Genomic DNA, 18,794 nt, shown 5'->3' on the forward strand with positions numbered 1-18,794 from the left:
AGATCGAAGGGAGCATCACGGGTGGGCATGATTCCGCCCCGGCGGGCCGTTCATCGGGCCCGTACGGTGAGGGAGGCCCGATACTCGCCCGGCGTCATGCCGTGCAGGGCCTTGAAGCGACGCGAGAAGTGCGCCTGATCGGCGAAGCCGCAGCTCTGCGCGACGGCCCCGATCGACAGGTGGGCGCATCCGGGATCGGTCAGGCGCTTGGCTGCGGTCTCCAGCCGGCGAAACCAGATGTAGTCGGAGACGTTCCGGCCGCGCTCGGCGAACAACTCCTGGAGCCGGCGCAGCGACAGGCCGACCGCGGCGGCGAGCGTCGGCGGATCGAGCGTGCAGTCGCCGATATGGGTCTCGATGTAGGCCTTGGCCTGCTGGACCGCGACGGTGCCGTGCAGCGGCCCGGGCACCTCCTGCGCCAGGCGCTCGGCGATGCTGGCTGCGATCAGGTCGACGGCGATCGAGGCCATGCGGATTGCGCTGTCGGCCGCGAGCTGCGGGTTCAGCTGGACGAGGTTCTGGATGAAGCTCGTCGCCATCTGGGTGGATGCGAGGGGCGCTCCGACCGTCAGGCTGGTGTAGCGGCGCGTCGATCCGAGGGCGTTCTCCAGGCGCTCGCGTGGCACTTCGATGAACAGCGCCTGGCTGTCGGTATGCGTGGTCACCACGGACGGGCGCCGGTCGAGGAGGAGGATATCCCCCGCGCGCTGCACGGATTCCCGACCGTCCTGAACGCTCGTCGCCTCTCCGTGCTGCTTGAGGATCACCATGACCGTGTCGGGTCTGGCGTGGCGCCGGAGGCCGGCGGCATTCGTCTCGGACAGCAAGGCTCCCTGTCTGAGGCGGAAGATCGGAAACGGGCCCAATGCGCAAGCGGCGAACTCGGCCTGGAAAGGGCTGTCGTTCAGACGCTTGACCTCGATCGGAGTCAGTTGCTCATCCAGCAGGTCCTGCCAGCGCTTGAAGCCGTCCCGGGACGAGTGATCGGCGGTTGAGAAAATCTGCTGCATGCACGTGACCATTCGGCCCAGCGTCCCCTGTTCCGGCATGGCCGAACAGGATGCGGATTGTCCATCCTTCAAAGAGACGCATGATGCGCGATCAAGTGCTCAAGTTTTGGCTTCTATCTGACGTTGTGGCAGGCGGATCGAAGACGGTCATCACCGGGCGGAATGCCTGGACCAGTTCGGCGTCGAGGCGGCCGGTCATCGATCGCAGAATAGCGAAGGCCTCTGCGCCCGACATCGGCGCGCGGTAGGGCCGTCGTTCGATCAGCGCGCCGTAGATGTCGCAGATCGTCACCAGCCGCACGAGATCGGGCACTTCGGCCTCGCGCAGCCCGTCCGGGTAGCCCGAGCCGTCGAGCATCTCGTGATGCGAGCGCACCACCTGCAGCATCTCGGGCGAGAAGTCGCCCTGGACCAGCAGGTCGTAGCCGAGCGCCGCATGCGTGCGCATCACCGCCATTTCCTCCTCGGTGAGCCGCCCGGGCTTGTTCAGGATCGCCGACGAGATCCGGGTCTTGCCGACATCGTGCAGCAGTGCCGCCTTGGTCAGGCGGTAGCAGTCGAGGTCGGCGAAGCCGAGCCGGGTGGCGAAGGCGGCCGCCAGGCCGGTGACCAGGAGGCAGTGCTGCTGCGTCGCCTCGTCGAAGCGCCGCACGGCCTGGACCCAGTCCCTGATGCCGCAACGCTGCACGGCACGGGCGATCAGCCCGGTGCCGGTGCTGGCCAACTCAGGCGTCACCGTCTGTCCGGAGAAGAAGGTCCGGCCGAAGAACTGCCGGGCCTCCTCCGCCAATCTGGCCGCGGCAGTGGAGCCGCCCTCTTCCTGCAGCCGATCGATCCGGCCTGCCACCCGCTCGAACACGGACAGGGCCGGCAAGATGTCGTTCGGGTCGAGGAGCCTAGCCTGCGCCTCGGCACGGGCGGCGTTGCCGTGCGTCAGGACCAGGAACGGCGCCCCTGCCGCCCGCACCGGCTCCAGGATCCGCTTGAGGCGCCGGAGTGCCTCCGAGGAGAGCTGGGCGACATCGCCGACGACCAGGTCGGGCTGGCTCGCCGGCATGGCATCGTCATAGAGGTCATGGATGGAGCATCGCCGGACCGGACCGAGCGCATGCGCGAGGCGCATGGTCCGGGGAAGATCGTCGGAGATCAACAGCAATCCACCCAAATCAACCTCCTCTGCCCACGAAATCAGACAAGCATGGCCGTCAAGAGGGGGTGACAACTTGCCCTGAGACAAGGAACACTACCGCTGAACCGACCGGTATGGACTTGAAGATCTTGCCGCCGCCGCCGATGCCCGCTGCGAAAGCCCCCGGATTCACTCGGTAACCTTGCGCCATCAAAAGATAACGGAAGCCCTACCTCGACTGCGTGATCCGGGGTTATCGGGCGATATTCACAACATGCGTCGTGCGTATGCCCCCTGTGTCAAAGCCCGACCGCGCGAGCGATCCCGGCCTGCCGGCCCCGGCCCATGATGTGCGCGAGGCGCCCCCGAGTCTTGCTACGTCACGAAGTCGCGTTGGCGCTGCGAGTGTCGGAGCCATGCCCGAGGGGCAAGGCCGGGGTGCCGGACGACGTCAGTTTCCGCACTCGGCCCGAGATCGCCCGCGATCAGATCCGGGTCGCCCTTGATGCCGGCACCCCAGGCGGGACCGTGCTGATGGATGCCGGCTACGGCACCGGCACCGATCCGCGCACCGCCCTGACCGACCTCGGCCTTGCCTCCGCAGCCGGCATCCAGCCGCACACGACCGTGTGGCCGCCGGGACAGGGGCCTTTGCCGCCCAAACCGTGGTCGGGCCGGGGACGGCCAGCGAGCCAGTATCCCCGCGGTCGGACAACGCTCCAGCGTGCGCACCGCCCGATCGATGCCCGATCGCTCACCCTGCCCGCGCCGCCGCCACGAGTCCCACGACCGGGCTGGTGAGCGGGCGTCGGTCCTCGGGGAGCAGGGCGGCGGCGCCCGCCATCGAGACCTGGGCCAGGGCGACCCGTGTCGCCCCGGCCTCCCTCGCCGCGACGGCGGCGCGGGCGACCAGGATCCGGTACCGGTCGAGGTCGCCGGCCTTGAACGCCGCCCAGGCGTGCGGGACGACCTGCACCTCCACCGCCGCGCCGGTCGCCCGTGCCGCGTCCTCGAACAGGCGTCGGGTCGGCGCGACCGTGGTCTCGACGGCGCACAGCACGACCACCCGGCCGCCTGCCTTCACCGCCGCGCGCGCGAGGGCCGCATCGACCCGCATCACGGGGACCGTGGCACCCGTGGCCGCGTCCTGCGCGGCCGGTCCGAGGGTCGAGCAGGTGAGGAGCACCGCGTCGGCCCCCGCACAAAGGCCTTGCAGGACGGCGACGGTCTCGGCGGCGATGTCGGGGGTGAGCCCGCCCTCGCGCTCGGCGGCGGCGAGCAGGTCGGCGCGCACGGTGTGGTGCAGGCTCACATCGGTGAGACGAGCGGTGTCCCGTGCCGCGTCGAAGATCGCGGCGTTGCCGTCGCTCGTGTGCAGGCAGGCGATGCGGGGCATGGACGGGGCTCCGGGGCAGGCTTTCCGCGCTAGCCCGGCAGCCGCGCTTCGACAAGGCCGGGCCGGCCTGTCCCGCCCGCTACAGGCACCGCCTGGCCAGCCGGCGCCCGTACGGGTCGTCGACGCCGCGCGGAGGCGGGAAGCCGTAATAGCTCGGCTTGCCGAGGCCGAAGGGCGAGCCGACATAGGTCGGGTCGTCGGGCGCGTTGGTCGGCACGAAGTCCTGGCAGGCGGCCTGAACCCGGCGGCCGGACGAGGCGTCGCTGTCGCCGCGGGGAAAGTAGCGGGGGAGCGGGGGCGGTCCCGGCGCGGGCCGCGCCTCCGGCCAGAAGCCCGGTTCCGGCAGGTCGGCCGCCATGACCGGGCCTGAGATGACCGGGCCCGAGACCGGACCCAGGAGGCCGGCGGCGATGATGCCCGCCAGAAGCCTCGCGCCGTTCACCATCGCCGACCGCCCCGCCCTTCGAACCCGCATCAGCCTTGGCGGATCGTGGTTAACGAGGCGTGTCCGTCAGGTCACGGCCTCGATCCGGGCGCCGGTGGCGCGCACGAGATCGTCGGGCTTGAGCCGGAGCTGCAGCCCGCGCTGGCCGCCATTGACGAAGATCGCGGGGAGCCCGAGGGCGACGGCATCGACGAGGGTCGGCACCGCCCGCTTCTGGCCGAGGGGGCTGATGCCGCCGACATGGTAGCCGGTCAGCCGCTCGGCCTCGGCCGGCCGCATCATCGCGGCGGATTTGCCATGGAAGGCGGCGGCGAGCTTCTTCAGCGATACCTCGCGGTCGGAGGGCACCAGCACGCAGACCGGCTTGCCGTCGACCAGGGCCATCAGGGTCTTGAACACCTCGCCCGGATCGACGCCCATCGCCTCCGCCGCCTGGAGGCCGATGCGGGGCGCCTCCGGGTCGTAATCGTAGGCGTGGACGCCGTGCGGGATGCCGGCGCGGGTCAGGCTTTGCGTGGCGCGGGTGGTCTTCGACATGGGGGCGGGCGCGAGGGGGTGGGAGCGTCAGGCGCCCGGAAAGCTCCGGGCGATCAGCCGGCCGACCTCGGCATGCAGGGCGTCGCGGGCGGCGGGCTCGGCCGGAGATCCGGTCAGATACACCGCCGCGAGGATCGGCGCACCGTCCGGTCGGTGGATCAGCGCCACGACGTTGGCGGTGCCGTTGTCGCCGGTGCCGGTCTTGTCGCCGGTCCGCCATCCCTCCGGCAGGCCGGCGCGCACCCGCTTCAGGCCGGTCGTGCTCTCCTGCATCCAGCCGATCAGCCGCGCGCGCGATTCCGCCGAGAGGGCCTGGCCGAGCAGCACGTTGTCGAGGAGGCCCACCATCGCCGCCGGGCTCGTCGTGTCGCGCGGGTCGCCGGGAATCGCGGTGTTCAGGGTCGGCTCGGTGCGGTCGAGGCGGGTGACGGTGTCGCCGTGGGCGCGGGCGAAGGCGGTGATGCCCCCGGGCCCGTCGAGCGTGTCGAGCATCAGGTTGGCGGCGGTGTTGTCGCTCCACACCACGGCGGCGGCGCAGAGCTCGGCCAGCGTCATGCCGGTCTCGACATGCTTCGACGTCACCGGGGCGTAGCTGAGGAGGGCATCGCGGCCGTAGGAAATCCGCCGGTTCAGGTCGTCCCGGCCCTTGTCGACCCGGGCCAGTACCGCGGCGGCGGCGATCGCCTTGAAGGTGCTGCACAGCGGGAAGCGCTCGTCGGCCCGGTGGCCGAAGCGCCGCCCGGTCGCGGTGTCGCGCACCTCGACGCCGAGCATCCCGCCGTCGCGCCGCTCGAGCTGCGCCAGTCGCGCCGTCGCGTCCTCGGCCGCCGCCGCACTGCGGACCGCGCAGGCGGCCAAAGCCGTGCCGATCAGGGCGGCGCGCCGGGTGAGGCCGGGCTGAAGAAGGGCGGGGTGGGACATGACGGGCTCCCTGCGCACGGTTCGTCAGGGACGCTCTCTTGATGAGAGACCTTGGCAACAATGCGCTGGGGCCGTGACGGGAACGGGGTGAGGCGCCACCCGCCCGGCGTTTTACGGAAAACATCCTTGACGGCGGATGCTCCCCGCCATGGTCGGGCGGGCGCCGCTTCGCCTCAATGCGACCGGGGCGAACGCCCCTTGCGGTCGGGGTCGTGGGTATGGTGCCGGTCGCGCTCGCCGCCGCCGCCCGAGACGTGGGAGCGGCTGTCGCTGGTCGCCTGGCCCGGGTTCGGGCCGGCATGGGCGGTCGGGTCGGGCCGGTCGGGGGCCTGGTGGCTGCTGCCCGGGCCGCCGTGATGGCGGTTGGCGGCGTCGGTCTTGTCCGAATTGCTCATGCGGCTCACCGGTCCTGCTGATAGCCCTGGTTGGTGGTGTTCACCTTCGCATTGCCGGCCTGGCCGATCTTGTCCGGGTCCTTGGTCTGGCCCGATCCCTTCGGCCCGGTCTCGGTCGGCGCGCGATCGGCGCCGCCAGGGCCCTTGTCGGAGCGGTTGTCCGGCGGCACGGGAGGCGGTGATGCGGTCATGGCTGGTCTCCCGGAGGTTCGCGGCGAGGTTCGGGGCCTCGCCGGTGGAGGGCTGACAACGTCGGCCGCCTTCCGGCGTTCCGGGCCGATCCGGCCCCCTCGGATACTTTTTCATAGTATGGGTATCTGGCACGAACCGTCCCCGGCGGGGGGGCGTTGGCCCGGGCGACAGACAGGCCGCCCGAACTCCGGCGTGAGACCCTGCCCCACCCCCTGCCGACAGGAAGGAGCCCCCGATGGCCGAGGACATCCGCTCGCTGTACGTGACCGCGCTGAAGAACACCCACGCGCTCGAATTGCAGGCGCTCCAGATCATGGAGCGGCAGGTCGAGCGGCTGGAGCGCTATCCCGACATGGAGGCGGCCCTGCGCCGGCACATCGCCGAGACGCACGGCCAGCGCGACCGCCTCGACGAGGCCCTGACGGCGATGTCCGAGAGCCCCTCGACCCTGAAGGAGGGCGTGCTCGGCTTCATGGGCAACATGGCGGCGCTCGCCCACGCCCCGGCCCAGGACGAGATCCTGAAGAACGCCTTCGCCAACCGCGCCTTCGAGAATTACGAGGCGGCGGCCTACGACGCGCTCATCACGCTCGCCGAGGCCGCCGGCCAGAGCGCCCGGCTGCCGGCCCTCGAGATGTCGCTGCGGGAGGAGCTGGCGATGGCCCAGACGATGGCCGACCTGGTGCGGCCGACGACGCGCCGCTACCTCGAACTGACGCTGAGCGGCGACAAGGCCGACCGGTAAACCGTCAGAGCCGGAACAGCCGGCCCCCGCCGGCGATCCGGCCGGGATCGGCGCCGGCGGCCCGCAGAGCCGCCCACAAGGTGACGGCGATCGAATCGAGGACCGGGATGCCGAGCTCGGCCTCGAGGTCCTCGACGAGCGCCGTTCCGGCCATGTTGGTGCAGACCACCGCCACCGCCTCGGCGCCCTCGGCCGCCACCGCCCGGGCCATGGCGGCGACCCGGGCCTCGGGCACCTCCGCGAAGGAGAAGTTGTCGGACAGGCCGCAATGCCGCTCGGCCGTGCAGTCGAACCCGGCCGCCCCCCAGTTCGCCCGGATCGTCGCCTGCACGTCGCCGGTATAGGGCGTGACGAGCCCGACCCGGCGGATGCCGGCGCGGGTGAAGGCCTCGCGAAAGCCCAGCACCGCGGTCGCCGCCGGGATGCCGGTGGCTTGCGTGATCCGGGCGCACAGGGCCTCGTCGCGGGGGAATCCGAGCCAGGCGGCCGAGGTGCCGTTCCAGGCGATCGCATCGACCTTGGCGTCGGCCAGCAGCGCGGCGGCGGCGAGGACCGGCGCCTCGTCGAACTGGCCGAGCCCCGCGGCCGACAGGGTGATCTCGGTGACGCGGAAGCGCGAGAAATGCGCGCTCACGTCGGGCGTGTCGCGCAGGAGCGCCGCCGTCGCCGGCTCCAACCGGGTGTTCGACGACGGGGTCAGCATCCCGAGCCGGATCATGCCGCGGCCCGCCTGGTCGATTCCTCGCGGATCATCGCGAGGACGCGGCGCTTCATGTCATTGAACTCGGGGCTCGTCACGTCCCGCGGCCGGGGCAGGCCGAAGGGGATGAACTCGCGGATGCGGCCAGGGCGCCGGCTCATCACGGCGATGCGGTTGCCCAGCACCAGCGCCTCGTCGACCGAGTGGGTGACGAACACCACCGTGGCGCCGACCCGCTGCCAGATCGTGACCAGCTCCTCCTGCATCTCGATCTTGGTCTGGGCGTCGAGGGCCGCGAAGGGCTCGTCCATCAGGATCACCGCCGGATTCATCAGGAGCGCCCGGGCGATGCCGACCCGCTGGCTCATGCCGCCCGACAGTTCCGCCGGATAGTGCCGCTCGAAGCCGGCGAGCCCGACGAGGTCGATGTAGGTCTTCGCCCGCTCGTGCCGTTCGGCCTTCTTCACCCCCTTCAGCTTGAGGTGGAAGGCGACGTTGTCGATCACGGTGAGCCAGGGCATCAGCGTCGGCTGCTGGAACACCACGCCGCGATCGGCGCCTGGCCGCTCGACGCGCCGTCCCGCGACGCGGACCTCGCCGGAGGTGGGCGCCTCGAAGCCGGCGATCATGTTGAGCAGGGTGGACTTGCCGCAGCCGGACGGGCCGAGCAGGCAGACGAACTCGCCCGCCTCGATCGTGGCCCGGGTGCGGTCCACCGCCACGAGGTCGCGCCCGTCGCGGTCGCGGAAGACTTTCTGGACGTCGGCGAGGTCGATCGCGCTCATGGAATCCTCTGTGGGGAAGGGGAGGGGCGGCTCACCGCCCCTGCACCGTCGTGCCCTTCTGCCAGTGCAGCACCGAAGCCATCAGCGCCTTGAGGCCGAGATCGGACAGGTAGCCGAGCAGCCCGATCGAGATCATCGCGGCGAGCACGATGTCGTAGCGCAGGAAGTAGTAGGAATCCCACAGCACGTAGCCGAGGCCGCTCTTCACCGCGACCATCTCGGCGGTCACCGTCAGCATCCAGGCCGAGCCGATGGCGATGCGCAATCCCGAGAAGATCGACGGCAGGGCGGCGGGCAGCACGATGTCGGTGAGGAGCTGGCGCTCGGAGGCGCCCATCATGGAGCCTGCCCGGATCAGGTTGCGGTCGACCCCGCGCACGCCGTGGATGGTGTTCATCAGGACGGGGAAGAACGCCCCGAGGAAGACCAGGAAGATCGCCGGCTTGTCGGCGATCCCGAACCAGATGATGGCGAGCGGGATCCACGAGACCGGCGGGATCGGCCGCAGCATCTGCAGGGTCGGCTCGACGGTGCGCTCGACGAACCGCCACCAGCCGATCGCGACCCCGAGCAGGATCGCCGAGACCGCCGCGATGGCGTAGCCGGCGGCGACCCGGGTGAGGCTCGCGAGCGCATCCGCCACCCAGTGGCCGGAATAGGTCTGGGTGCTCTCGTCGAGGCCGAGCAGCCAGTCACCGAGCGCGTGCAGCACCGCGGTCGGGGCCGGCAGGAGCGCCGCCGGCAGGGCGCCGGAGCGGGCGAAGGCCTCCCAGCCGGCGACGAGGAGGAGCGGCAGGGCGGCCCGCTCGGCGAAGGCGACGAGGCGCCGGGGCAGCCGGCGGGGCGCGACCGCGGGGGCGAGCGGCGCCGTCTCAGTAGCCGAGGCCATCGCGGGTCTTCTTGGTGGCGGCCTCGAGGAACGAGAAGTCCATGTGCTTCTCCACGTCGGCCGAGACGTCGCGGCTGATGTATTTCAGGTCCCGCATCATCGCGGCGATCGCCAGGGTCTTGGCGCGGTGCATGCGGTAATCGGGCTCGGCGTTCCTGATCGCCGCGGCGGCGACCTCCTTCGACAGGCCGGTCTTCTGGTTGATCACGTCGACCCAGATCCCCTGGTCGGCCTTGAGCTTCTCGACCAGGGCGACGTCGGCATCGACCACCGCCTGCACGCCGGCGCGGTTCCTCGCGATCACGTCCGAGCGGGTGACGATGAGGTTCGTCAGGTTGCCGGCGGCCTGGTCGTAGGGCAGCACGAAATGCGCGGCGGCGCCCGCCATGCGGATCTGCGAGGCGAAGGGCTCGACCGAGCAGACCATGTCGATCTCGCCGCGCTGCATCGCCGCGAGGTGGTCGGACGGGTTCGGGATGTTGACGAACTGCACGTCCTTGTTCGGGTTGATGCCGTGCTTGAGGAAGGCGCCGCGCATGTGGATGTCCTGCGCGTTGCCGCGCGACGCCGCGACCTTGAGCGGCGTGCCGGCCGCCTTCGCCGCCTCGACCGCGGCCTTGAAGCCGGCCCAGTCCTCGGCCTTGAGGTTCAGCGCCTTGGCCGACAGGCATTCCGAGCCGCCGTTCACCTCGCCGGCGACCGCCACGAGATCGAAGCCCTTGTCGAGGGCGGTGACGTAGTGGAGGTAGGTGACCTGCGCCACGTCGAGGCTCTTCGCGATCAGGGCCGTCAGCACGTCGTTGCCGGAATTGAAGCCGGTCACGTCGATCGTCGCGCCCTTGGCGAGACCCGGCAGCAGGGCGACCGGCAGGCAATGGGCGCATTTGGCGTAGCCGACCTTCACCGGCGCCTCCTGGGCGGAAGCCGGTGAGAAGGACCAGAGGGCGGCGGCCAGCAGGGGGCCGAGATGGCGGCGCATGGTCGGTGACCTCGCTCGTGAGGGCGCGCCGGCATCGGTCCGGGCGCGGCGGCGGCTCTGGTTGCGGGCGACGGGCAGCACCGCGAGACCAGGGTGGGACGGCGCCCGGGACGGCGCAACGCATTTCTGGTGCTCTGCATGCAATTGATGCCAAATGCCGAGTCAGGCAGCAGAATTGCCCGGAATTGATGCGCCCGTCGCCGTGCCGGCGGGCTATGGTCCGGATCCGACGACGATGGAGAGGACACGCATGGACCCGGTCCGGCGCCCACCTGGACGTTCCCCTGGGCGCCCGCGCAAGCCGGTGCTGCTGGAACCCGCCGGCCTCGGCCCGCGGCGCGGCCTGCACGACCGGGCGGTCGAGCGCCTGCGCGCGCTGATCGTCGAGGGCACGCTGCCGGCCGGCGCCGCGCTCGTCGAGACCGAGCTGTCGGCGGCCCTCGGCATCTCGCGCACGCCGGTGCGCGAGGCGCTGAAGCTGCTGGCCGTCGAGGGGCTGGTGGAACTGCGCCCCAACCGCTCGCCCCGGGTCGCGGAATTGCGGCCCGACGCCGTGGCCGAGCTGTTCGAGGCGATCGCCGCCATCGAGCGGGCCTGCGCCGAACTCGCGGCCTCCCGCATCGCCCCGGCGGAGCTGGAGCGGCTGCGCCGCTACCAATCCGAGATGGAGGCGCACCACGCCGCCGGGGATCTCGCCCCCTACTTCGCCCTCAACCAGCGGATCCACGCGCTGATCGTGGCCTGCGCCGGCAACCGCCCGTTGCGCGAGGCGCACGAGGTCCTGCACGCCCGGGCCGAGATCGCCCGCCGCCGCGCCCTCGACAGCCGGGCGCGCTGGGACGAATCGGTCGCCGAGCACCGGGCGATCCTGGCGGCCCTGGAGGCCCGCGACGCAGGGAGCGCCGGGCGTCTGCTCGCCGACCATGTCGGCCATACCGGCACGGCGCTGCTCGCCGGCCTCGCCAAGCCCGACACAGAGCCGGGCACCGAGCCCGATGCCGACCGGCACGTCGAGCCCGACGCCGCCTGACCCTTCGAGAGAGTCCCGATGCGCCTGCTGCTCCTCAACCCCAACACCAGCCGCGACGTCACCGAGCTGATGCGCGCCACCGGCTCGGCCGTCGCCGCCCCCGGCACCGAGATCCTGACCGCCACCGCGCCGCGGGGCGTGCCCTACATCGCGACCCGGGCCGAGGCGCAGATCGGCGGCGCGATCGCCCTCGAGATGCTGGCCGAGGCGCCGCCGGTCGATGCCGCGATCATCGCGGCCTTCGGCGATCCCGGCCTCTTCGGCGCCCGCGAGCTGTTCGACTACCCCGTCGTCGGGCTCGCCGAGGCGGCGATGCTGTCGGCCTGCCTGCTCGGCCGCCGGTTCGGCCTCGTCACCTTCGCCCGCGCCCTCGTGCCCTGGTACGAGGAGACGGTCGCCGCCCACGGCCTCGGGCAGCGCTGCGCCGGGGTGCGGGCGCTGGAGGGGCGCTTCTCGGCCCTCTCCGGCGTCCAGGAGGAGAAGGAGGCGCAGCTGATCGACCTCGCCCATGCGGCGGTCGAGGAGGACGGCGCCGACGTGCTGATCTTCGCCGGCGCCCCCCTGTCGGGGCTCGGCCCCCGGGTGCGCGACCGGGTGCCGGTGCCGGTGGTCGATCAGGTCGTGGCGGCGGTCAAGCTCGCCGAGGCGCTGGCGGCGCAGCGGCCCCGCAAGGCGACCGCCGGCACCTTCCGCCGGCCCGACCCGAAGCCGAGCACCGGGCTCGCGCCGGCGCTCGCGGCGCGGATCGGGGGGGCGGGCTGATACCAAGGGTCGTTGAAAACGACCTTCGGTTCCGTTCTCGAATTGTCGTCAAGCCTCTGGCCCGGCATTGAAAATTCGAGACGGTTCGATGGCCCGATGCGTCGGCATCCCGGGCCATTGGTATCAGGCGGCGTCCCGCGCCGGGGCGGCCCCGTGCGCCGGCAGGCCGGCGAGGAGCCGGGCCTCGGCCGGCCCGGCGGCCAGGGCGAGGCCGAACTGGCTCTCGTCGCTCCAGATCACGTGCCCCCGATACGGCGCGCCGCCGAGCTCGAGCGTCACCGCCGTGCCGACCGCCAGGGGCGGGCCGAACGCGGCGAGGCGCGCGCCGGTCGCGCTGACGTCCTGCAGCACCGTGCGGTGGCGCATCCCCGCGACCGTCACGAAGGTCTCGGCCGCGGCCGGAAACCGCTCGCCGCCGCGCCGGTCGGCGATCTCGACCACGAGCTGGTTGATCTCGCCGTGGACGAGCCCCGCCGCGCCGCTCAGGTCCGTCGCCATCCCGGCGAGCCGCGTCGCGAGGGCGTCGGTCTCGCTGGCGAGATGCGGCAGGGTCGAGATGCCGGCGATCGCCGTCCGGGTCCGATCCGCCACCGTCTGCATCATCTGGGTGATCTCGCCCGTCGTCGCGCTCTGCTCCTCGACCGCGGCGGCGATCGCGGTGGCGATGTCGGCGATCGAGTCCACCGTCGTGGCGATGCCGTCCACCGCGCCTAGCACGCTGCCGGAGGCGGTGCGCAGCGCACCCACCTGCCGGTCGATCTCGTCGGTCGCCCGGGCGGTCTGGCCGGCCAGAGACTTCACCTCCGCGGCGACCACCGCGAAGCCCCGCCCCGCCTCGCCGGCGCGTGCGGCCTCGATCGTGGCGTTGAGCGCCAGCAGGTTGGTCTGGCCCGCGATGGCGTGGATCAGGCCCGTCACGCTGCCGATGCGGTCGCTCAGCTCCGACAGCTGCGCCGCCCGGGCCCGCGCCGCGGCGGCCTGCGACCGCGCCTCGCGCATCGCCTCGGTCGATTGCGCCGCCCGGCCGGCGATCTCGTCGATCGAGGACGACAGCTCGGTCACCGCGCTCGCCGCGCCGGCGACCTCGGTGGCGGTCCCGTCCAGGTCCAGGACCGATCGCGACAGGCGCTCGCGGGTGTCCGTGGCGTGGCCCTGCACGCCCGCGGCCGCGTCCTGCATCGTGCCGGCGACGGTCTGGAAGTGGCGCACGCCGTTGCCGACCGTGTCCCGGATGCGGTCGGCGACCTGCGCCATGAACCGGCGCTCCTGCTCGACCAGGGCCTGGCGGTGCTCGTCGTCGCTCGCCCGGGCGATCCGCTCGACGGTCCGGTCGCGGAAGTGGACGATGGCGCGGGCCAGGGCGGCGATCTCGTCGCCGCCGCGGGCTTCCGGCACGTCGGCGTCGAGCGACTGGTCGGCCAGCGCGCGCACCCGCCGGTCGAGGGAGCCCAGGCTGCGCACCACCGAGCGCGTCATCAGGAAGGCGAGCAGGAAGGCCAGCAGCGTCACCGAGCCGGCGATCCCGAGGGCGGCCACCAGATGGGTGTGCAGGCCGGCGATCCGCGCCGCCAGGAGGCGGTCGAGCGCGACCGCGCTCGCCGACCACAGCGCGTCGGCGCGGGCGACGAGGTCGCGCGAGGCGCGCTGGAACGGCGCGAGGTCGGCCGTGCCCTGCCGGCCGGCCGCATGGGCCTCGGCGAGGACGGTGGATTGGCGGCCGAGCCCGTCCATCGCCTCGGCGAGGGCGGCCGCCTGCACCGACAGGGCGGCCTGGACGGCACCGTCGGCATTGGCCTTCGACGCCGTCTTCAGGGAGGCCTGGAGGCCGTCGGCGCTCGCCCGGAGCTTGCCCTGCTCGATCAGGAACCGCGCCGCGTCGCCCGCGGTCAGCGCCGGCTTGGCACGCAGCTCCACCGCCAGGGCCGCCAGGGCATCGGCCTGCTGGAGCATGTCCGGCAGCTTCGCGACGACCGCGTCCGTCACGTAAAAGGAATCGAGATCGGGATCGAGGATCAGGTTCGACCCGTCGCCGATCTTCCCGATCAGGGTCCGGGCCGCCTCGACGATCGCGGCGGCGTCCTTGCCGCGGGCGAGAGCGAGGTCGCGGGAGGCCTCGCCGGCGCCCATCGCCGCGTCGTGCCGCGCCTGCGCCGCCGCGAAGGCGGCAAAGCCGTCATCCCCGGCCGGGGCGGTGGACATCCGGGCCGTCACGCCGGAGCGCAGCACGGGCCAGACCGCCTGAAGGTACGCGACCCCGGCCTGTTCCTGGCTGGCGAAATCGATGTCCTTGCGCGACTGGTTCACGAACAGGGCGGACAGCAACGTGATCGGTATCAGGAATAAAATCACGGTCGAAGCAAGCTTCGTCCTGATCGTCAGACGCATCGACATCAGCGTTCCTCACGGCCGATCGAAAGATCTTGCTCGACTCGTTCGAGCGATCCGGGCCGAATACAATCTGCCATCGTGCGACGACGGCAACTGTCGGTCGAAATATCGGCCTTGATATGATAATAAATGCTGAGAAGTTGATGAAATTATAACACTCAAACGATAACAAGTCACGCGAGGAGAGGCCTAGTCCTTCTTGGGTACACCCGGATTTCGCTACGACAAGTTGCAGGGTCCGGCGGGTCGTGTCGGAGGCGACCCGCCGTGCGGGGCTCAGCCGCCGCTGCCGGCCTCGTCCTGGCAGCGGATCAGCTTCGTCGCGCCTGCCGCCCGGTCGGGCTCGGCCAGCCGGAACTCGCCGGTCTCGGGATCGCGGATGCGCAATTGCCCGGTGGCGATGCCGAAATGCGCGCCGTGGAGCTGCAGCTTGCCCCTCTCCACCAGGATCTTCACGCAGGGGAAGGTCATCAGGTTGCGCAGGCTGTTCGTGACCGTGGCGAATTCGAGCTGCTCGAGGTAGTCCGGCCCGCGCGGCTCGTCGCCGAGCGCCTCCGCCGCCGGGCGGATCAGCGAGACCCAGCGGCCGATGAAGTCGCCGGGCGAGAGCGGCGCCGCATCGTCCGCGTAGGCGCGCACGCCGCCGCAGCGGGCGTGGCCGAGCACCACGATGTGCTTCACCTTGAGCGCCTGAACGGCGAACTCGAGCGCCGCTGAGGTGCCGTGATACTCGCCGCCGGTCTCGAAGGGCGGGACCAGGTTGGCGACGTTGCGCACCACGAACAATTCGCCCGGCCGCGCGTCGAAGATCACCTCCGGCGAGACCCGGCTGTCGCAGCAGCTGATGATCAGGATCTCGGGGCTCTGCCCCTCGGCGAGGCTGGCATAGCGGTCCTGCTCGCGCACGAACCGGTCGTCGAGGAAGGCGCGGTAGCCCTCGGTCAGCGATTGCGGAAACGGGGTCGCGTCGGCCATGGATTCGCACTCCTTCGGTGAACTCAGACAGGATTACGCCGCGCCAGGGCCCCAGGACAACGTCACGACCTCCGGGATCGCCTCGCCGGCCACGAGCCTTTTGGCCAGGGCGGCGAGCCCCTGCGGCTCGACCCGCTCGTGGGTCGCCGCGAGCTCGTCGAGGGGCCACCAGCGGGTGCCGTAGACCGGGTTGTCCTCGGTCTCGGCGAGGCGGCCGGTATCGACCCGGTCGTCGGGCAGCCGGACCACGAAGTAGCGCTCGCGGGCGAAGCGCGGCTTGTTGAACAGCGTGAAGGCGCCGTCGCAGCGGGCGACCTGGGGCCCGAGGGGCGCATCCTCGACCCCGATCTCCTCCTCCAGCTCGCGCCGGCAGGCCTCCTCCGGGGTCTCGCCGGGCTCGATGCCGCCGCCGGGCATGAACCAGAAGGTCCGGTCGCCCGGCCGGCCCGGATCGACGTCGCGCGAGGCCTCGTAGGCGATCAGCAGCAGCCGGCCCTTCGGGTCGAGCACCAGGGCACGGGCGATGTCGCGGGTGGCGAGATCGGTCGGGATTGCGGTCATCGGGGGGCCTCGCTGGGGGGAAGCGTCCAGATCGCGGCCGGCAGGCCGTGGGCGTCGCGCTCCGGCGGATCGGGATAGGGCACGCCGCGGCCCTTGGCGATGGCCCGCGCCACGGCGAACGCCGCCAGCGCGTCGAGGAGGTCGTCGGGCTTGGCGCCGCGCGGGGCCGCGAGGTCGACGGGCAGGCCGGCCTTCGCCAGGAGATCGCGCCGCAGGGCCGCGCCGGCGGGCTTGCGTTTGGACTCGGGCAGGGGTGTGCCGCCGTTGAGGCCCTGGAAGGCGAGTTCCGGATGCACCTCGTAGACCCGCGCCTGCAGCTCGGGCCGGGCGCGCAGCAGGCCGTCCGCCTCGCGGATGCGGGGAAAGATCGCCTGTGCGGGCGGGGAGGGGGCGAAGGGCTGGGTCTCGGGCCGGCGCGACAGGGCGATGGCGGCACTGTAATCGGGCGCGTAGACGACGCTGCGGGAAGAGGTCGGGAAGACCGAGGCGCGCCGCGGTCCGAGCAGCGCCCGCACCAGCACCTCGGCTTTGCGGCCGCCGGGCCCGACGCGGTCGGGCAGGCCGATCGGGATGTCGACCGCGACGACGGAGGGGGCCTCGGCGGCGTCGCAGATCGCCGCCAGGCTCGGCAGGACCCGGGCGCGGATGTTCTCGGAGCCGCCGCCGTCGCGCGGTCCGAAGACCGCGACCCAGCCGCCCGGGCATCCGTCCACGCCCGCGACCCACGTCATCTCGCGACCCACGTCATCCCGCCACCCGCGTCATTCCCCGCTCGAGACGGGATCTAGCGCGGGGGCTGTGGTTGTCGCGGCGGCGTCACGCCGCCCGGGCGTAGCGCGATTCGGCCAGATCCTGATGGTCGATCTCCGGCGCCCGGCCGCCGATCAGGTCGGCGAGGAGGCGGCCCGAGCCGCAGGCCATGGTCCAGCCGAGCGTGCCGTGGCCGGTATTGGTGTAGAGGTTGTCGTACGCGGTGGCGCCGACGATCGGGGTGCCGTCCGGGGTCATCGGGCGCAGGCCGGTCCAGAACTTCGCCTGGGAGACGTCGCCGCCCTGCGGGAAGAGGTCGAGGACCGAGCGCTCCAGGGTCGCCCGGCGCGGGCCGCGCAGCGCCTGGCTGAAGCCGGCCAGTTCCGCCGTGCCGCCGACCCGGATGCGGTCGCCGAGCCGGGTGATCGCCACCTTGAAGGTCTCGTCCATCACGGTCGAGACCGGGGCGGCCTCGGCATCGGTGATCGGCAGGGTCAGGGAGTACCCCTTGACCGGATAGACCGGGATCTCGACGCCGAGCGGCTTGAGCATCGCCGGGGTGTAGCTGCCCATGGCGGCGACGTAAGCATCGGCCGTCAGCACCTCGCCGCCGGCCAAGCCCACGCCGGCGATCCGGCCGCCCTCCTGGCGAAGGCCGGTGATCGTGGCACCGTAGCGGATCGTGACGCCCATGCGCTCGCAGATCGCCGCAAGGCGTTGGGTGAACAGATGCGCGTCGCCGGTCTCGTCGCCCGGCAGGCGCAGGCCGCCGACGAAGGTGCCGGAGACCCGGGCGAGCGCCGGCTCGGCCGCGATGCAGCCCGCCGGATCGAGCACCTCGTAGGGCACGCCGTACTCGTCGAGCACGCCGGTGTCGTCGCCGACATGGTCGAGCTGCTTCTGGGTGCGGAAGAGCTGGAGCGTGCCCTTCTCGCGGTGATCGTAGGCGATGCCGGTCTCGGTGCGCAGGTCGCGCAGCACGTCGCGGCTGTACTCGGCGAGCCGCACCATCCGGCCCTTGTTGCGGCGATACGCATCCTCGGTGCAGTTCGCCAGCATCTTCGCCAGCCAGCCGTAGAGCTTGGGCTCCAGGCTCGGCCACAGCACCAGCGGCCGGTGTCGCATCATCAGCCACTTCATCGCCTTGACGGGGATGCCCGGGGCGGCCCACGGCGCCGAGTAGCCCGGCGACACCTGGCCGGCATTGGCGAAGCTGGTCTCGAGCCCGGCGCCCGGCTGGCGGTCGAGCACCGTGACCTGGTGGCCGGCCTTGGCGAGGTAATAGGCCGAGGTGACGCCCACCACGCCGCCGCCGAGGATCAGAACGCGCATCGCCGAAATTCCCTGTCGCGCCCTGCTTCGTCCGGCCCGACCCGGCGCCCGGTCAGTGGATACAGTGTCGCGCAAGGATCGCCGAATTTCCCGCCGGATCGTCGCAGGATCCGCGACTTCGTGCTACGACCCGCACGAATCTGCAGCCTGAAGACAGGATCTTGCGCGGTGGCGGGACGGGACGAGATCGACGCGCGCATCCTGCGCGTCCTGCGCGACGACGGGCGGATCAGCAACGCGGATCTCGCCGCCAAGGTCGGCCTGTCGCCCTCGGCCTGCCTGCGCCGCCTGCGGTTGCTCGAATCGAACGGCACCATCCGCGGCTACACCGCCCTGATCGAGGCCGACGAGCGCGAGGCTCACCTGGTGGTGCTGACCCAGATCACCCTGGAGCGGCAGACGGAGGAGTCGCTCAACCGCTTCGAGGCGGCGGTGCGCCGCTGCCCGGAGGTGCGCGACTGCTACCTGATGACCGGCCTCTCCGACTACCTGATGCGGATCGAGGTCTCGGATGCCGGCGATTACGAGCGCCTGCACAAGGAGGTGCTGTCGCGCCTGCCGGGGGTGGCGCGGATCCAGTCGAGCTTCGCGATCCGGACGGTGGTGGGACGGGGGTAGGGCTGCGGGGAAGACCACTCGTCATTGTCAGAAACAGGGTAGGACACCCTCCATGTCATTCCGGGCTCCGCTTTCGCGGCCCCGGAATGACGCGGAGTGTGGTCGGGCTGGGTTGGGCAATTCCCGAGACGATGCTCGAGCCGGCTGTGTCGCCGGCACTTCCCTTGAGTTATGGGAAAGGTGTGTTCGAGGGACGGAGGCGCATGTCACGGTACACGACACCGCGACCGCGGCCCGACCATAGGGGCGGACGAT

General features: G+C 71.7%; 22 protein-coding genes. 5 read left to right on the forward strand and 17 right to left on the reverse strand.

Features of this window, described 5'->3' with window-relative positions; translation table 11 throughout:
- Nucleotides 1–50: 50 nt before the first annotated feature.
- Nucleotides 51–1,010 carry a helix-turn-helix domain-containing protein gene (locus A5481_RS25650; RefSeq protein WP_048436701.1) on the reverse strand — a complete coding sequence of 320 codons (960 nt, stop codon included), beginning with the start codon at nt 1,008–1,010 and terminating at the stop codon, nt 51–53.
- A gap of 91 nt (nt 1,011–1,101) precedes the next feature.
- Nucleotides 1,102–2,160: an HD-GYP domain-containing protein gene (locus A5481_RS25655; RefSeq protein WP_342447363.1), complete on the reverse strand. Its 1,059-nt coding sequence runs from the start codon at nt 2,158–2,160 to the stop codon at nt 1,102–1,104.
- Between the two features lie 327 nt (nt 2,161–2,487).
- Between A5481_RS25655 and A5481_RS32810 the strand changes: the two genes are divergently transcribed.
- Nucleotides 2,488–2,940, forward strand: a complete 453-nt coding sequence (locus A5481_RS32810; RefSeq protein WP_425339770.1) for a transposase — start codon at nt 2,488–2,490, stop codon at nt 2,938–2,940.
- On the opposite strand, the gene A5481_RS25660 is transcribed toward A5481_RS32810, so the two are convergent.
- The 6 genes from A5481_RS25660 to A5481_RS25685 form a co-directional block, all read right to left on the reverse strand.
- Entirely contained in the window at nt 2,894–3,535 is a 642-nt protein-coding gene (locus A5481_RS25660) for an aspartate/glutamate racemase family protein (protein ID WP_048436703.1), read from the reverse strand. The two genes, A5481_RS32810 and A5481_RS25660, sit on opposite strands and share 47 nt — an antisense overlap.
- A gap of 79 nt (nt 3,536–3,614) precedes the next feature.
- Nucleotides 3,615–3,980: a hypothetical protein gene (locus tag A5481_RS25665; RefSeq protein WP_053082569.1), complete on the reverse strand. Its 366-nt coding sequence runs from the start codon at nt 3,978–3,980 to the stop codon at nt 3,615–3,617.
- 66 nt (nt 3,981–4,046) lie between these two features.
- The gene (gene ybaK, locus A5481_RS25670) at nt 4,047–4,517 is read right to left on the reverse strand and encodes a Cys-tRNA(Pro) deacylase (protein ID WP_048436704.1); all 471 of its coding nucleotides are present in this window, start codon (nt 4,515–4,517) and stop codon (nt 4,047–4,049) included.
- A gap of 27 nt (nt 4,518–4,544) precedes the next feature.
- Complete coding sequence (bla, locus tag A5481_RS25675; RefSeq protein WP_064504409.1) at nt 4,545–5,438, reverse strand: class A beta-lactamase; 894 nt, start codon at nt 5,436–5,438, stop codon at nt 4,545–4,547.
- A gap of 173 nt (nt 5,439–5,611) precedes the next feature.
- The gene (locus tag A5481_RS25680) at nt 5,612–5,833 is read right to left on the reverse strand and encodes a hypothetical protein (RefSeq protein WP_048434756.1); all 222 of its coding nucleotides are present in this window, start codon (nt 5,831–5,833) and stop codon (nt 5,612–5,614) included.
- Nucleotides 5,834–5,838: 5 nt separating this feature from the next.
- Nucleotides 5,839–6,024, reverse strand: a complete 186-nt coding sequence (locus A5481_RS25685; protein WP_048434757.1) for a hypothetical protein — start codon at nt 6,022–6,024, stop codon at nt 5,839–5,841.
- 236 nt (nt 6,025–6,260) lie between these two features.
- Here A5481_RS25685 and A5481_RS25690 point away from each other — a divergent pair, with 236 nt between their 5' ends.
- A complete protein-coding gene (locus A5481_RS25690) occupies nt 6,261–6,770 on the forward strand; it encodes a ferritin-like domain-containing protein (protein ID WP_048434758.1) in 510 nt (169 codons plus the stop codon).
- A 4-nt stretch (nt 6,771–6,774) separates the two neighbouring features.
- Here the strand turns inward: A5481_RS25690 and A5481_RS25695 are convergent, their stop codons facing one another.
- Genes A5481_RS25695 through A5481_RS25710 form a run of 4 tightly spaced genes read right to left on the reverse strand, consistent with a single transcriptional unit; the run spans nt 6,775 to nt 10,123 of the window.
- Nucleotides 6,775–7,488, reverse strand: coding sequence for a maleate cis-trans isomerase family protein (locus tag A5481_RS25695; RefSeq protein WP_197514242.1), 714 nt, complete (start codon nt 7,486–7,488; stop codon nt 6,775–6,777).
- The gene (locus tag A5481_RS25700; protein ID WP_048434759.1) at nt 7,485–8,255 is read right to left on the reverse strand and encodes an ABC transporter ATP-binding protein; all 771 of its coding nucleotides are present in this window, start codon (nt 8,253–8,255) and stop codon (nt 7,485–7,487) included. The genes A5481_RS25695 and A5481_RS25700 overlap by 4 nt, the downstream gene beginning before the upstream one ends.
- Before the next feature lie 31 nt (nt 8,256–8,286).
- Nucleotides 8,287–9,144: an ABC transporter permease gene (locus A5481_RS25705; protein ID WP_048434760.1), complete on the reverse strand. Its 858-nt coding sequence runs from the start codon at nt 9,142–9,144 to the stop codon at nt 8,287–8,289.
- On the reverse strand, nt 9,128–10,123 hold the full coding sequence (locus A5481_RS25710; protein WP_048434761.1) for an ABC transporter substrate-binding protein: 996 nt from the start codon (nt 10,121–10,123) through the stop codon (nt 9,128–9,130). The genes A5481_RS25705 and A5481_RS25710 overlap by 17 nt, the downstream gene beginning before the upstream one ends.
- A 250-nt stretch (nt 10,124–10,373) precedes the next feature.
- On the opposite strand from A5481_RS25710, the gene A5481_RS25715 reads away from it, so the two are divergent.
- Together A5481_RS25715 and A5481_RS25720 are read left to right on the forward strand one after the other, a co-directional pair.
- A complete protein-coding gene (locus A5481_RS25715; RefSeq protein ID WP_048434762.1) occupies nt 10,374–11,153 on the forward strand; it encodes a GntR family transcriptional regulator in 780 nt (259 codons plus the stop codon).
- Between the two features lie 18 nt (nt 11,154–11,171).
- Complete coding sequence (locus A5481_RS25720) at nt 11,172–11,915, forward strand: aspartate/glutamate racemase family protein (protein ID WP_048434763.1); 744 nt, start codon at nt 11,172–11,174, stop codon at nt 11,913–11,915.
- 123 nt (nt 11,916–12,038) lie between these two features.
- Here A5481_RS25720 and A5481_RS25725 read toward each other — a convergent pair whose 3' ends face one another.
- The 5 genes from A5481_RS25725 to A5481_RS25745 all read right to left on the reverse strand — a co-directional run bounded on the left by A5481_RS25725 (nt 12,039) and on the right by A5481_RS25745 (nt 17,930).
- The gene (locus A5481_RS25725; protein WP_245238907.1) at nt 12,039–14,237 is read right to left on the reverse strand and encodes a methyl-accepting chemotaxis protein; all 2,199 of its coding nucleotides are present in this window, start codon (nt 14,235–14,237) and stop codon (nt 12,039–12,041) included.
- A gap of 342 nt (nt 14,238–14,579) precedes the next feature.
- Nucleotides 14,580–15,278: a carbonic anhydrase gene (locus A5481_RS25730; protein WP_048434765.1), complete on the reverse strand. Its 699-nt coding sequence runs from the start codon at nt 15,276–15,278 to the stop codon at nt 14,580–14,582.
- Between the two features lie 33 nt (nt 15,279–15,311).
- The gene (locus A5481_RS25735) at nt 15,312–15,839 is read right to left on the reverse strand and encodes an NUDIX hydrolase (RefSeq protein ID WP_048434766.1); all 528 of its coding nucleotides are present in this window, start codon (nt 15,837–15,839) and stop codon (nt 15,312–15,314) included.
- Nucleotides 15,836–16,570: a DUF429 domain-containing protein gene (locus A5481_RS25740; protein WP_048434767.1), complete on the reverse strand. Its 735-nt coding sequence runs from the start codon at nt 16,568–16,570 to the stop codon at nt 15,836–15,838. Before A5481_RS25740 ends, A5481_RS25735 begins: the two co-directional genes overlap by 4 nt.
- Before the next feature lie 85 nt (nt 16,571–16,655).
- A complete protein-coding gene (locus tag A5481_RS25745; protein WP_342447343.1) occupies nt 16,656–17,930 on the reverse strand; it encodes a D-amino acid dehydrogenase in 1,275 nt (424 codons plus the stop codon).
- A 159-nt stretch (nt 17,931–18,089) separates the two neighbouring features.
- Here A5481_RS25745 and A5481_RS25750 point away from each other — a divergent pair, with 159 nt between their 5' ends.
- A complete protein-coding gene (locus A5481_RS25750) occupies nt 18,090–18,539 on the forward strand; it encodes an Lrp/AsnC family transcriptional regulator (protein ID WP_048434769.1) in 450 nt (149 codons plus the stop codon).
- The last annotated feature ends 255 nt before the right edge of the window (nt 18,540–18,794 follow it).

The sequence above is a fragment of the Methylobacterium platani genome (assembly GCF_001653715.1).
GTDB lineage: Bacteria > Pseudomonadota > Alphaproteobacteria > Rhizobiales > Beijerinckiaceae > Methylobacterium > Methylobacterium platani.